The organism is Polynucleobacter sp. JS-Safj-400b-B2 (assembly GCF_018881975.1).
In the GTDB taxonomy this organism is placed as follows: domain Bacteria; phylum Pseudomonadota; class Gammaproteobacteria; order Burkholderiales; family Burkholderiaceae; genus Polynucleobacter.
This window is the reverse complement of sequence record NZ_JACVPJ010000026.1, coordinates 1-12,828: the sequence shown is the minus strand read 5'-3', so window position 1 is coordinate 12,828 and position 12,828 is coordinate 1. Positions and strand designations below refer to the sequence as shown.

At 43.1% G+C, this 12,828-nt stretch carries 15 protein-coding genes; 11 read left to right on the top strand and 4 right to left on the bottom strand.

From position 1 onward, the window contains the following. Nucleotides 1–83 (top strand): IS3 family transposase (locus ICN48_RS13610; RefSeq protein WP_216152370.1); only part of this gene is annotated, 83 nt, incomplete at its 5' end. A gap of 66 nt (nucleotides 84–149) precedes the next feature. Here ICN48_RS13610 and ICN48_RS13605 read toward each other — a convergent pair. After that, nucleotides 150–785, bottom strand: coding sequence for an NAD(P)H-dependent oxidoreductase (locus tag ICN48_RS13605; RefSeq protein ID WP_216154221.1), 636 nt, complete (start codon nucleotides 783–785; stop codon nucleotides 150–152). A gap of 109 nt (nucleotides 786–894) precedes the next feature. Between ICN48_RS13605 and ICN48_RS13600 the strand changes: the two genes are divergently transcribed. Further along, on the top strand, nucleotides 895–1,251 hold the full coding sequence (locus tag ICN48_RS13600) for a DUF1622 domain-containing protein (protein ID WP_216154220.1): 357 nt from the start codon (nucleotides 895–897) through the stop codon (nucleotides 1,249–1,251). A 75-nt stretch (nucleotides 1,252–1,326) separates the two neighbouring features. Here ICN48_RS13600 and ahpF read toward each other — a convergent pair whose 3' ends face one another. Together ahpF and ahpC are read right to left on the bottom strand one after the other, a co-directional pair. After that, the gene (gene ahpF, locus ICN48_RS13595) at nucleotides 1,327–2,904 is read right to left on the bottom strand and encodes an alkyl hydroperoxide reductase subunit F (protein WP_216154219.1); all 1,578 of its coding nucleotides are present in this window, start codon (nucleotides 2,902–2,904) and stop codon (nucleotides 1,327–1,329) included. Nucleotides 2,905–3,011: 107 nt separating this feature from the next. Beyond that, entirely contained in the window at nucleotides 3,012–3,575 is a 564-nt protein-coding gene (gene ahpC / locus ICN48_RS13590; RefSeq protein WP_216154218.1) for an alkyl hydroperoxide reductase subunit C, read from the bottom strand. Nucleotides 3,576–3,867: 292 nt separating this feature from the next. Between ahpC and ICN48_RS13585 the strand changes: the two genes are divergently transcribed. The 9 genes from ICN48_RS13585 to ICN48_RS13545 all read left to right on the top strand — a co-directional run bounded on the left by ICN48_RS13585 (nucleotide 3,868) and on the right by ICN48_RS13545 (nucleotide 12,678). Beyond that, the gene (locus ICN48_RS13585) at nucleotides 3,868–4,407 is read left to right on the top strand and encodes an OmpA family protein (RefSeq protein WP_304609757.1); all 540 of its coding nucleotides are present in this window, start codon (nucleotides 3,868–3,870) and stop codon (nucleotides 4,405–4,407) included. A 26-nt stretch (nucleotides 4,408–4,433) separates the two neighbouring features. Further along, entirely contained in the window at nucleotides 4,434–4,829 is a 396-nt protein-coding gene (locus ICN48_RS13580; protein ID WP_216154217.1) for a hypothetical protein, read from the top strand. Between the two features lie 85 nt (nucleotides 4,830–4,914). Next, nucleotides 4,915–6,384 (top strand): patatin-like phospholipase family protein, encoded by a 1,470-nt coding sequence (locus ICN48_RS13575; protein ID WP_216154216.1) that lies wholly within the window; start codon nucleotides 4,915–4,917, stop codon nucleotides 6,382–6,384. A 13-nt stretch (nucleotides 6,385–6,397) separates the two neighbouring features. Beyond that, nucleotides 6,398–7,201: a hypothetical protein gene (locus tag ICN48_RS13570; protein ID WP_255539585.1), complete on the top strand. Its 804-nt coding sequence runs from the start codon at nucleotides 6,398–6,400 to the stop codon at nucleotides 7,199–7,201. A 146-nt stretch (nucleotides 7,202–7,347) separates the two neighbouring features. Further along, nucleotides 7,348–7,839 carry a hypothetical protein gene (locus ICN48_RS13565; RefSeq protein WP_216154215.1) on the top strand — a complete coding sequence of 164 codons (492 nt, stop codon included), beginning with the start codon at nucleotides 7,348–7,350 and terminating at the stop codon, nucleotides 7,837–7,839. A 25-nt stretch (nucleotides 7,840–7,864) separates the two neighbouring features. Then, nucleotides 7,865–8,683, top strand: coding sequence for a hypothetical protein (locus ICN48_RS13560; protein WP_216154214.1), 819 nt, complete (start codon nucleotides 7,865–7,867; stop codon nucleotides 8,681–8,683). Between the two features lie 45 nt (nucleotides 8,684–8,728). Continuing rightward, nucleotides 8,729–9,604 (top strand): hypothetical protein, encoded by an 876-nt coding sequence (locus ICN48_RS13555; RefSeq protein ID WP_216154213.1) that lies wholly within the window; start codon nucleotides 8,729–8,731, stop codon nucleotides 9,602–9,604. A 43-nt stretch (nucleotides 9,605–9,647) separates the two neighbouring features. Beyond that, complete coding sequence (locus ICN48_RS13550; protein WP_216154212.1) at nucleotides 9,648–10,757, top strand: linear amide C-N hydrolase; 1,110 nt, start codon at nucleotides 9,648–9,650, stop codon at nucleotides 10,755–10,757. A 127-nt stretch (nucleotides 10,758–10,884) separates the two neighbouring features. Next, nucleotides 10,885–12,678: an amidohydrolase family protein gene (locus tag ICN48_RS13545; RefSeq protein ID WP_216154211.1), complete on the top strand. Its 1,794-nt coding sequence runs from the start codon at nucleotides 10,885–10,887 to the stop codon at nucleotides 12,676–12,678. A 73-nt stretch (nucleotides 12,679–12,751) separates the two neighbouring features. Here the strand turns inward: ICN48_RS13545 and ICN48_RS13540 are convergent. Then, a partial coding sequence (locus tag ICN48_RS13540; RefSeq protein WP_216154222.1) for an IS3 family transposase occupies nucleotides 12,752–12,828 on the bottom strand: 77 nt, incomplete at its 5' end.

The following is a 12,828-nucleotide window of genomic DNA, read 5'->3' as shown; positions in this document are numbered from 1 at the left end:
ACTACAACCATGATCGAATCAAACAAAAACTAAAGGGATTAAGCCCGGTGCAATACCGAACTCAATCCCTCGTGCTAACCTAACTAAACTGTCTAACTTTTGGGGGTCAGTTCATCGGGTGGCTTTTGCTTTATCTAGACTGCAATCTCTTACTCAATCCAGGTAATAAATTCTTCCTTAGGTTTCCTTACCTTTTTTAAGTTGACTAACCAGTCCTCATCAGCCTTTCTGTATCCAAGCGGCATCATCACAACGCTGCGTAAACCTTTTTCTTTGAGATTGAGGATTTCATCTAGAGCCGCAGCATCAAATCCTTCCATGGGTGTGGAGTCTACTTGCTCATAAGCAGCAGCAATAAGTGCTGTACCAAGCCCAATATAAGCTTGCTTTGCGGCGTGCGTGAAATTGGTTTCAGCATCTTTTGCGGTGTAACCACTTAGCAACTTTTGACGATAGATATCACCGGATTCACTTTTGAAATTACGTAGCTTCTCAGTCATATCAAAAGCATGATTGATGCGATCGGCTGTATAGGTATCCCAGGCTGCAAAAACAAGCAAGTGAGAAGAGTCGACCACTTGCGATTGGTCCCATGCGATTGCTTTAATTTTCTCTCGAATAGCATTATTGGTGATCACTAGCACTTCATAGGGCTGCAAGCCACTGGAGCTGGCAGTTAAACGAATGGCTTCTAGTATTTGCTCCACTTTCTCTTGGGGCACAGCTTTTGTGGGGTCCATTTTCTTGGTTGCATAGCGCCACTGCAGTTTGTCAATTAAGCTCATTCTGATTTCCTTGGATTTAATAAAGCGATAGATAAGTCAGTGTAATTTATAGCGGCATATCTCGTTATACGGGTTAATATGAGCTCGTTCAATCTATGAAGATAACAGTATGAATCAAATTGAAATTATTCGAGATGTCAGTGATGTGATGGATGCGCTAGGGGTGGCGGTGGTATCTATTGGTGTTTTATGGGGTCTCTTCTGTTTTGTTAAGGGCTTAGTGACGCAGACCACCGATATTGCCTACAAAACCTTTCGCATACAAATTGTGCGCTCTCTCATTCTGGGTCTCGAAGTCTTAGTTGCAGGTGATGTCATTCGTACGGTAGCCATCAGCCCAACCTTGACTAGCGTGGCTGTATTGGGCGCCATTGTATTAATTCGTTGCTTCTTAAGCTGGTCTCTGACATTAGAGATTGATGGCCGCTGGCCATGGCAAGCGCCTAGGTCTGCTCAATCAGAGTAACTAGAATTTTTAGTATAAAAAAGGGAGCCTTTCGGCTCCCTTTTGCTTTACTACTGATTGCTGATTACTTATCGCTTAGGCAGCAACAGCTTCTTGGGGTTCAGCTACAGATGAACGAATCAAGTAATCAAATGCCCCAAGAGAAGCTTTGGCACCTTCGCCCATAGCAATAATAATTTGCTTGTATGGAACCGTAGTGCAGTCACCTGCTGCAAAGACGCCTGGTAGGGAGGTCTCACCTTTGGCATCAATAATGACTTCGCCATGTTTTGACAAATCAATGCTGCCTTTGAGCCAATCGGTATTTGGTAGCAATCCAATTTGCACAAAGATGCCTTCAAGATTAATTGTGTGCTCGGTATCGTTAGTGCGGTCTTGATAGCGCAAGCCACTGACCTTACCATCTGCACCCAAAACTTCTTTGGTGAGCGCACTCATAATGACGGTCACGTTTGGCATGCTAGCCATTTTCTTTTGTAATATTGCATCAGCACGCAACTTGCTATCAAATTCAATTAAGGTAACGTGGCTAACGATGCCCGCTAAATCAATAGCAGCCTCAACCCCGGAATTACCGCCACCAATAACAGCAACACGCTTGCCTTTGAATAAAGGGCCGTCACAGTGAGGGCAATAGGCAACGCCCTTGCCACGGTATTCTTGTTCGCCAGGAACATTCATCTCTCTCCAGCGAGCACCGGTACTGATAATCACAGACTTGCTTGCAAGGACTGCGCCATTGGCTAGTTCGACTTCAATACCATTATCAGTTTTGCGTAATGCATTGGCACGCTGCAAGTTCATGATATCTACTTCATAGCTTTTCACATGCTGCTCAAGCGCTTGGACCAATTTAGGACCTTCAGTTTCTTTTACCGAAATGAAGTTTTCAATACCCATGGTGTCCATCACTTGGCCGCCAAATTTCTCAGCAACAATGCCAGTGCGAATACCTTTGCGTGCAGCATAGATTGCAGCAGCTGCACCAGCAGGGCCACCACCAATCACTAATACGTCAAATGGATCTTTAGCGGAGAGTTTTGCAGCCTCTTCCTTCGGGCTCGATGTGTCCAGTTTGGCAACAATCTCTTCAACACTCATACGACCCTGGCCAAATGCTTCGCCGTTCAAAATAACGGTTGGGACGGCCATGATTTGGTATTGATCTACCAAGCCCTGGTAAAGGGCGCCATCAATCATTTCATGGGTGACGTTGGGATTGAGGGCTGCCATTAAGTTCAATGCCTGTACAACGTCAGGGCAGTTGTGGCATGACAAAGAGATAAATGTCTGAAAGCTGAGCTTTGCATCCAACTTAGTAATGCGATCAATCACCTCTTGCTCAACTTTTGCTGGGTAGCCACTAGCTTGCAGGATAGCCAAGATAAAGGAAGTCATTTCATGGCCCATCGGCAAACCGGCAAATGTAATGCGTGCTTCTTGATCTGCCTTGCTGACAGTAAAGCTTGGCTTGTGTTCAGCTTTGCCGTCTGTTTTGACGGTAATCTTATCGGACTGCTCAGCCACTTCATTTAAGAGCTCGAGCATTTGCTGGGAGCTATCGCTTCCGTCTACGCTAGCCACTAAAACGATTGGGCTAACAATCTTTTCAAAATATACCTTTAGCTGGGATTTGATATTGGTATCGAGCATGATGATTTCCTTGGGTATTTTTTAGGTGAGTCTATTGGGCAGGATCTTGTCCTCTCCAATAGACTCTCTTAAAGAGAGTCTACGGATTAACTATTTAACTGAGCAACTTAGATCTTGCCTACGAGATCCAAAGATGGAGTCAAGGTTGCTGCGCCTTCTTTCCACTTAGCTGGGCATACTTCGCCTGGGTGTGCAGCTGTGTACTGAGCGGCCTTCAACTTACGCAATGTTTCAGAAATATCGCGAGCGATTTCATTTGAATGAATCTCTGCTGTCTTGATGATGCCTTCTGGGTTGATGATGAATGTACCGCGCAATGCTAAGCCTGCTTCAGGAATATGAACGCCGAATGCATTTGTCAAAGTATGTGTTGGGTCGCCAACGAGTGGGAACTGTGCTTTACCAACAGCAGGAGAAGTCTCGTGCCAAACTTTGTGTGAGAAATGGGTATCGGTTGTTACGATATAAACCTCGGCTCCCATTTTTTGGAATTCAGCATAGTTCTCAGCTGCATCTTCAATTTCTGTAGGGCAGTTAAAAGTAAATGCTGCTGGCATGAAAATTAAAACTGACCAATGGCCTTTGAGGGTTTCATCAGTAACAGTTACGAACTTGCCGTTGTGGAAAGCTTCGGTTTTGAATGGTTGAACTGCGGTATTAATAATGGACATACTGTGCTCCTAGAGTTGGTTAATGAAGTTCTTTAGTAACTACTGCAACTAAACAGATTTTGAACCTCAGTTGTTTATTTGTCTAATGAATAAATTTGATATTTATGATCGAATTAATAGATAAAGAGATTAACGGGGGAGTGCTATCGGGAGCGAAAAAGACCTTAATTGCCCTAATTAAGATAATTCTTGAGTTTTTTGTAGGATTTTGAAAGATTTAGACATATCTATGGACTATAGTTACTCCTGATTATTTGTATGACTTTACTTTTACCCTCTACGGAGAATTAATATGAAATTGATGAAACAAGGATTTATAGCGCTATCGATTGCTGCAGTTGCCCTTCTGAGCGCTTGCGTAACCGAACATAAATACAACCAATTGGATCAGGCTTATACCCAGCTTCAACAAGCCTATCAAGGCGATGAAGTAGAAATTCGCCAATTACAAGGCGAGTTGCGTATCACTATTCGCGACAAAATTTTGTTCCCTGAGGGTGGTTACCGCCTGGATACTAAAGCTCAACAAGTTTTAGCAAAAATGGCACCAACGCTATCTGGTTTTAAAAATACAAAAGTAGTCGTACGTGGCTATACAGATAATGTCGTCATTGGCGCTGGATTACGTAGTCAGGGAATCACAACCAATCTCGATTTATCTTCTAAGAGAGCTGACAATGTTGTTGATTACCTTATTAGTAAGGGCGTAAGTCAAAATCTGATTTCTGCTCAAGGCATGGGTGAATCCAGTCCTGTAGCTTCTAACGATACTCCTGATGGTCGCGCACAAAACCGTCGTATTGAAGTTACTTTGGTTGGCCCAGGTAATTAATTCATAGCCCATTTAAAGGATAAAGAATGAAACATTTATTAAAACTTTGTGCAGCAGCTATTGTTGCCATGACATTGGCAGCTTGCAGCACGCCTGATATCAAAACATCCTCAGCGGATTTTGTAAAAGTGACTAACGGTATTTTGACAAGCAGTTATGGCAAGACCGTTTATACCTTTGATAAAGATCAGGCTGGTTCAGGTAAATCTGAATGCGTATCTACCTGTGCCACTAATTGGCCCCCAGTCTATGTAGAGCCAGGCATTATGCTCTCTGGAGATTTTTCTACTATCACTCGTAACGATGGCCAAAAGCAGTTGACATACAAAGGCAAGCCACTGTACTTCTTCGCAAAGGATAAAAATCCTGGCGATAAGACCGGTGATAACGTCAATAATGTGTGGCACGTTGTAACGCAGTAATTTATTGCTAATATCGCAAATCTGAAACCACCTACGGGTGGTTTCTTTTCGTGAATAAGCTCTGTTCAACCAATAGAAAATTATCATGAGTCCTTCTGACATATCGAGAGCCAATGTGAGAAGCAAATGCCTATTGCTATCAATGGCATTCTTGTTATTGACGATGTTGGGCTGCGCTAGTAGACCAATCAATCCTCCTATGGATAAGATCGATTTAGAAACGGGGTATCGAGGTTTGAGCCATACCCGTGGTCAGAATAAAAATAATAAGCTGCCGGAGAATTTGGTTGTTTTGGCCTTTTCTGGCGGCGGGACTAGAGCTGCTGCCTTTTCTTATGGCGTACTAGAAGCATTACGCGAAATGGAGTTGCAGGAATCTAGCGGTAAAAAGGTTCGCGCTCTTGATCAAGTCAATTTAATTACCGGGGTATCTGGTGGTAGCTTTACCGCACTTTCCTATGGTTTGTATGGAGAAAAGCTCTTTGATTTTTATGACACTGATTTTTTAAAACGAGATGTTCAAGGGGAGATCATCGCTCGTGCGGCCAACCCTTTTAATTGGACTCGTTTAAGTTCAACAGGTTGGGGCCGATCAGAATTGGCTGCTGAGCTCTATGATGAAATTCTCTTTCATGGTGCTACCTATGCAGATCTCAAGAAGAATAATGGGCCATATATATTGGCATCTGGTACAGATATCTCATCTGGTGGGGGCTTTACTTTCGATCAATCCTTCTTTGACTACCTTTGCTCCGACTTGCTTGGTGTCCCATTATCTCGGGCAGCCGCCTCCTCCTCGGCAGTTCCATTTGTTTTATCGTCTGTGACTTATAACAATTACGCTGGACGATGCAAGTTCATCGAACCCGATTATCTAGCGCGTTTTGAGAATTCGGCTAATGCACCTAGGCCTGCCGCTCGTCTCATTAAAGAGATGAATGATCTCAAGTTGTATCACGACCAAAAAGATAATCCTTATATCCATGTAGTAGATGGAGGGGTTGCGGATAATCTAGCAATGCGTCAAATGTTGAATTTTTTGGAGGGGTTAGAGGCAATGCACCTCTCGGGAAAGGCAACCCAGTTTGATAACGTGAAACGTATCATCGTTGTCGTAGTCAATGCTTTATCTTCGCCAAAAACTACTTGGAACGAATCGATTGATGGGCCTGGTGCTATTGAGTTGCTGATTAAGGCGGCGGGGGTGCCAATTGATCATTACTCTTACGAAGAGGTGGAGACCTTAAAGGATACGCAAGCTCGCTGGAATAGTATGCGCACCCTACGCGACTCTCGGTTATTTAAGTCCAATCAAAATCCAGAGTTGGCAAAAATTATAAATACCCCGAATATAGATTTGTACGCATTGAATGTGGCTTTCAATATGCTGGAAGATAAGGCAGAATTCGAATACCTTAACAACCTACCGACCTCATTTGTTTTGCCGCCTGAAGCGGTTGATCGATTGAGGGCTGCAGCCAAGAAGATTATTTTTGACTCTCCTGAAGTTAAAAAAGTGATGACGAGTTATGGCTCAAAAATCATTAGTAAATAGATAGTTATTTAATATGAAATATTTATTATTATTTTTTATTAGCTTTTTTATTTCAGCAGCCCATGCTGAAGATCTATTGGTGCCCATTTCAAAGTTTGACAATGACTCTCAACAGTTGACAGATAGCAAAGTGCTGGAGTTTTGGGCTTATCACAATTATGACGGGAGTGATAACTATCAAAATACTCTGCGCTTGCGTTATTACAATCCGTTAGCAATAGGCGACTGGCGTGGTCGTTTTCGCCTGGATACTGCTTACACATCAAATTACAACTCTATTTCGTCAGCCAATAACTCAGGGCAGTACAGCGCCGGCAACACGATGATTACTGTATGGGGTCAAGATCTTACTGTTTTAAAGTCATTGGGAGCACTCATAGGTGGCCGCGTCATTTTTCCGTTTGGCAATAATGGCCAGTGGGCGGTTGGCCCTCAGTTGGGATGGTCCTTTCAGCCGAATATAGACTCTTTATTGCATGTGACTGATTTTTCACCTTTGTTGCGCTATATGTATGGCTTTGATTCTAAAAATAATAAGCAGAACGTGAACCCTAGTCAGCCAGCGTTAGCTAGAAATCTTCAGATATTTCCAACAGTAGGTTTTCAACTATCTCCAAACACAATGCTCCGTTTTTGGGATGAAAACGGCATGGTCTACAACTCTGCCGGAGGAGGGTGGTTTGTGCCTATTGATGCCATGGTGACCCATCGTCTTGATAAGAATTGGGTTGTTGCGGTAGGGGCTAGTAAGCAGCTAGTGCAAACCTTTAGCCAATATGATTGGTCGACCTATGCCAAGATCTCATTCAACTTCTGAGAATTTTCCGTCAGCGTTACTGTTGTGCCATTCCCACAAGTTGTTGTAGGAAATAGTAATAATTGTTGTATAGACTGTTATTTTGCTTATTTCGGCCCTTCTTAAGGGCATAATTCGTTCTTATTTGATCCTAATCAACCCCCGCCATGTTACCTACTGAAGCGCTTGAGCTTGTCTACCAAGATGCAGTCCCTCAAACTGTATTTGGACTTGTCATTATGAGCTTGGTACTCATCTTTGATGGTATTGGGTTTGTTGGCACGATGCTCTTTTTTAAAGCGAATATTGGATCAAGCCCCCATCCCTCTAGGCTGAAGGCAACATTTTTCTTTGTGCTTTGTATTCAAATGCTGGCGCTCACGCAATTAACTTCAATGTGTATTTGGGCTGGGGCGCTACTAATTGTTGGAATTTGCCCAAATTGGTTGACTGCATTGCGTTTAAGCGCCAGTAGCTACACCACTCTTGGAAATTTCACCTATACCTTGCCTGGTGGCTGGCATTTGGTTCCATCCTTTATAGCATTCTCAGGTTTATTTTCTTTTGCCTGGGCATCGTCCTCAACGATTACGATGGTAGGTATCTTAAATAAGTATTTAGACACTTCCAAGAATTCAACTCCCCAATCTAACTTTTAATTCACCCAACATTAATGACACTCTTATGAAACAGAAAATCCTTTCTTCTTTGCTTTTAGCTTTCGCCTCATTGACTTGTGCAAATGTGGCCTATGCGGATGAGAATCTATCGCCAATTCCTCAAGTCTCCAATGAGTGGCGCTTTGAGGTGACCCCATATGTATGGGTGCCAGCAGTAACTGCTAGCACTTTCTTTAAAGATCAATATATTGATACTGCTCAACTGACACAAACAAATTTAGTTAGCAATTTAAAATCCGGAGGCATGATTGCTGCTGAGGCTCACTATGGAAGCTGGGGTATTTTTGGCGATATCGTTTCTGCAACCATACAAAAAACGGGTGGAGCTAACGTTACGCTTGCTACCAGATATGGCCCCACTCCTACACAAATTGCTGATAAGGCTACCCTTCAACATAATCAAATTACTGGTGGGGTTTCTTACACAGTATTTAATAATCAAAATGCTTATGTTGATGGCTTAATTGGTGTGCGCTATATCTCCGGAACAACTACGATTTCATTGAAGGCGTCTGCTGGTGGCCTTTCACAAAGTATTGTTGATTACTCAGCAGCCTCTATCACGGATCCTGTTGTTGGTTTTAAAGGCCGCTACCGTATTGCTGATTCTACTTGGTATGTTCCATTCTATGGTGATATAGGAAGCGGTGGAGGAAGTAACAACATGACTTGGCAGGGAATTCTTGGGGTAGGTAAGACCTTTGAAAAATGGATTGATGCATCACTTGCTTATCGTTACGTTTACTACGATTTGAAAAATGGTAATGGAACTGAAAAAGCTACTTTCAAGGGTCCTCAGTTAGCCGTTACCTTTAAGTTTTAAGTTAAAAGTCCTAATTTTGAATCCTCAATCCTTTAAAGATATTTTATGAACCTTATTTCAAAAATTGCAGCTATTGCCGTTGCTACTTCGATTTCTTTCTCTGCCTCTGCACAAGAAATTCCTGCTCGTGTTGGAACTGTTGCGGTTGAAAATTCTGGAGTATTAGCAACTCCTAAGCCAGCAGTAGATAGCGTAGAGATTGCTAAAAAATTGGCAAACCCAATTGCCAATATGATCTCAGTGCCATTTCAGTATGAATTCAGTCGTGGTCTAGGTAAAAACCAAGGCGGCTCTGAACAAACTCTCTTGTTCCAGCCGGTAGCCCCATTCAACTTGGGTGGTGGAGATGTATTTATTGTTCGTCCAATCGTAGCTGGCGTTCGTGAAACTAGTATTGAAGGGCCATCCGGAAAGCCTTATTCCGGCTACGGTATTGCCAGCGTTACTTTAGAGTCGTTCTACGCGCCTAATACGAACTCCTCCTGGATTTGGGGTATTGGTCCATATGCGCAATCGCCATCAGGTAATAGTGGCCACTTTGGCTCACAGCAAACCGGTGCCGGTGTGACTGCTGTAGTGCTGAATCGTGATGGTCCATGGACATATGGTGCTCTTGCTTATCAGTCATGGAATGTGGGTGGTAATCCTACTTATGGCACGCAAAATAATTTGTATGGACAACCTTTTGTTACTTACACTACCAAAGAGGCCTGGTCATTTTCCGCAAATATGGAGGCATCGTATAACTATGATGCACACCGCACTTCTAACCCGTTGTATGTAGGCGCTTCTAAATTGATGGTCATTGATGGCGTGCCGTTCTCCTTTGGTGCAGGTCCAATCTATTACCTCAGCAATACTCCTGGTGGCCCATCTGGTTGGGGTGCTCGTGCTACAGCAACTTTAGTTATCCTGAAGTAATTCGCAGTAAAAGTACTAACTTATAAGAGATGGGAATTCAATCATGAAGCAAAAGATGATCAAAAAAGTATTAGCTGCATCAGTTTCTTTATCCTTGGCATTCGCGCCATTGGTAAGCGAAGCCTGTACCAGTTTCTTGCTCAAGGGTAGTGATGGCGGATATGTATATGGACGCACAATGGAGTTTGGCTTACCTTTGAATTCGCAGTTGACTACTATTCCAAGAGCTTATACCCACCAGGGAATTGGTGTTGATGGTAAATATGGCTCAGGTCTGAATTGGACTGCAAAATATGCGGTAGCTGGCATGAATGCGCTTGGCTTGCCTGAGCTTGTAGATGGCATGAATGAGAAAGGCCTCGTTGGAGGTGTTCTGAACTATCCCAATAGCGCAGCTTACCAAGCGGTTGCTCAAGCTGATTCAGCGAGCAGCATTAATTCGGTACAGGTACTTACATATGTATTAACTAATTTTGCTAATGTTGACGAGGTTAAGGCTGGTTTACCAAAGATTAAAGTGAATGGCGCTAAGCTAGCTGTTTACGGAAATCAGACCCCACCAGTTCACTACACATTGCACGATGCCAACGGCAAAAGTATCGTAGTTGAGTACTCCAAAAATGGACTATCAATTATCGATAACCCAACCACTGTTTTGACAAATGATCCTCCGTTTCAAGATCACCTCAATAGCATTGGAAATTATGTCAATCTCTCTAAGGTAGAAAAGCCACCTTTGGTGATTAATGGAGCAACTTACGCAGCACCAAGCTCTGGCAATGGCTTGCATGGCCTTCCAGGCGATTTCCTGAGCCCAAGTCGTTTCATTCGCGCTCTATTTTTATCTAACTCGGTACCAACAAACTTTACCAACGCTCAGATGGACGGCGCTGCTTGGCATATTCTAGGAAGCTTTGATATTCCTCCTGGATCAGTGACCTTGCCGGCTAGCAATCCATACGGTGGCGGTACGGGTGGCTACGAGACAACTGAATGGACTATTGTGGCAAATAACAAAACCATGGTCTACAACGTTAAGATGTTTGAAAACAATAATGTTTATGCATTCGATCTGAAAAAAATGGATATGAATGCAAAAGAAATCAAATACGTCAAATTGGCTCAGCCTAAAATGATCGTGCCTGTGAATTAATCGATTCAAGTTAATGCATTTAGTATTGAAAAGAAGCTCGCTAGTCGAGCTTCTTTTTTAATGAATCAAAGATTGATCATTTAGCAATGAGTAATATTTTGTATATGAAGCTTTATAGAGGTCTCCAGTGAATCTAAAGTCTAAAATTATTTATGCGGGTGTAGTAGGTCTATTCTCTGGCCTAGCATCAGCAGTACAGTTGCTTGATCCGCCATCAACACCAAAGGTCACTAATATCACGGTATTTGTGGCTAAGAAGATTGTCACCATGGATCCGGCGATTCCAAATGCAACTGCTGTAGCTGTTGCTGATGGGCGTATTTTGTCAGTTGGCTCCTTGGAGGATATGAAACCTTGGACGGATAAATATCCAACGATCATTAATAAAGATTTTGCTAATAAGGTGATGTATCCGGGATTTATTGAGCCGCATGCGCACCCTTTGCTAGGCGGTATTTTATTTAACAAGCCGCTTCTGACGCCTTCACCAATGCCTAATCCCTGGGGCCCTGCATTTCCTGGGGTTGCTAATTTACAAGCAGCCATGGCACAGCTCAAAAAATACTCTGATGACATCAAGGACCCTAATAAGACTTTATTAGCGTGGGGCTTTGATGTAGTGGCTATGGGAAAGATGCCTGATCGCCAGCTTTTGGATCAAGCCTCTAGCACCAGGCCAATTATTGTATGGGATGCTTCTGGTCACGATATGTACGTCAATAGTGCTTTTATCAAGTCCTATGGCATAACACCAGAGAAAGTAAAGAATGTAAAAGGTGTCGGCCTCGATAAGGATGGTCAATTGAATGGTCAGTTTTTAGAAATTCCTGCAATAACCTATATTTTGGGAGTTGCTGGTAAAGACGTTTTGAGCCCAAGTGAAATTCCTACCGACTATTTGTATATGAGCGATCTAATGCAGCAGGGCGGAATCACTACTTCGGGTGATTTAGCTTTTGGAACTTTGAATATTGATATGGAATTAAAGGTTGCTAAGGCATTTAGTCAATCTGCTTCTGGCTCTTTGCGTATTGTTCCTGTTGTTTATTCTGAGCCGTTTATTCAGAAGTATGGCGATCAAGCTATTGCACAAGCTCAAGCACTAAAACAGCAAGACAATGACCGTTTGATTTTCCAAGGGGTAAAGTTCTATAGCGATGGCGGTTATTTGCCTGAAACGATGCGCATGGAACACCCCGGCTATACCGATGGCAGCGTAGGTTCATCAAATTACAAGTCTGCACAAGACTTTGCTGCTGCAATGAAGCCATGGTGGGATGCGGGATACCATATTCACATACATAGTAATGGTGATATCGGCAATCAAAACTCTATTAACGCTTTGCAGTTAATGATCGATGCTAAGCCACGATTTGATCATCGTTACACAATTAATCACTTTGGTATTCCATCGACCGCGATGGTTATGAAGATCAAGGCACTGGGCGCTGTAGTCAGTGCGAATATCTCATACATCTCTGAGCGAGCCAAATTAGAATACCCAGCCTTAGGTGTTGATCGCGCATCATATGCAACGCGACTAGGCACCTTAGTGCGGAACGGTATAGTTACCTCCATTCACTCAGACGCACCCGTATCTGCTCCAGTACCATTGAAAGAGGCATGGTCTGCAGTAACTCGTAAAGACGTTTACAACGACGGCAAGGTATGGGCTCCAGCTGAGGCAGTAACGGCTTCTGATGCGATGAAGATGATCACCATTAATGCTGCTTACACATTAGGCGTGGAGGATAAAGTGGGTAGTATTGAGGCGGGTAAGTTTGCTGATTTCGCAGTCCTGGATGCTGACCCGCAAACTATTCCAGCAATCAAAATTAAAGATGCAGGCGTCTATGCAACTGTCTTGGGTGGCAAAGTGATTCCGGTATCGGAAACTAAAAAACCTAGGCCTTTAGAGTGATGCTCTGAACTCAGGAATGTACTAATATAAAAAGCCACCCGATGAACTGACCCCCAAAAGTTAGACAGTTTAGTTAGGTTAGCACGAGGGATTGAGTTCGGTATTGCACCGGGCTTAATCCCTTTAGTTTTTGTTTGATTCGATCATGGT

What these genes read in the sequence shown, in the direction of transcription:
- ICN48_RS13605 (WP_216154221.1), bottom strand. Translation starts at nt 785, where the DNA reads ATGAGCTTAATTGACAAACTGCAGTGGCGCTATGCAACCAAGAAAATG.
- ICN48_RS13600 (WP_216154220.1), top strand. Translation starts at nt 895, where the DNA reads ATGAATCAAATTGAAATTATTCGAGATGTCAGTGATGTGATGGATGCG.
- ahpF (WP_216154219.1), bottom strand. Translation starts at nt 2,904, where the DNA reads ATGCTCGATACCAATATCAAATCCCAGCTAAAGGTATATTTTGAAAAG.
- ahpC (WP_216154218.1), bottom strand. Translation starts at nt 3,575, where the DNA reads ATGTCCATTATTAATACCGCAGTTCAACCATTCAAAACCGAAGCTTTC.
- ICN48_RS13585 (WP_304609757.1), top strand. Translation starts at nt 3,868, where the DNA reads ATGAAATTGATGAAACAAGGATTTATAGCGCTATCGATTGCTGCAGTT.
- ICN48_RS13580 (WP_216154217.1), top strand. Translation starts at nt 4,434, where the DNA reads ATGAAACATTTATTAAAACTTTGTGCAGCAGCTATTGTTGCCATGACA.
- ICN48_RS13575 (WP_216154216.1), top strand. Translation starts at nt 4,915, where the DNA reads ATGAGTCCTTCTGACATATCGAGAGCCAATGTGAGAAGCAAATGCCTA.
- ICN48_RS13570 (WP_255539585.1), top strand. Translation starts at nt 6,398, where the DNA reads ATGAAATATTTATTATTATTTTTTATTAGCTTTTTTATTTCAGCAGCC.
- ICN48_RS13565 (WP_216154215.1), top strand. Translation starts at nt 7,348, where the DNA reads ATGTTACCTACTGAAGCGCTTGAGCTTGTCTACCAAGATGCAGTCCCT.
- ICN48_RS13560 (WP_216154214.1), top strand. Translation starts at nt 7,865, where the DNA reads ATGAAACAGAAAATCCTTTCTTCTTTGCTTTTAGCTTTCGCCTCATTG.
- ICN48_RS13555 (WP_216154213.1), top strand. Translation starts at nt 8,729, where the DNA reads ATGAACCTTATTTCAAAAATTGCAGCTATTGCCGTTGCTACTTCGATT.
- ICN48_RS13550 (WP_216154212.1), top strand. Translation starts at nt 9,648, where the DNA reads ATGAAGCAAAAGATGATCAAAAAAGTATTAGCTGCATCAGTTTCTTTA.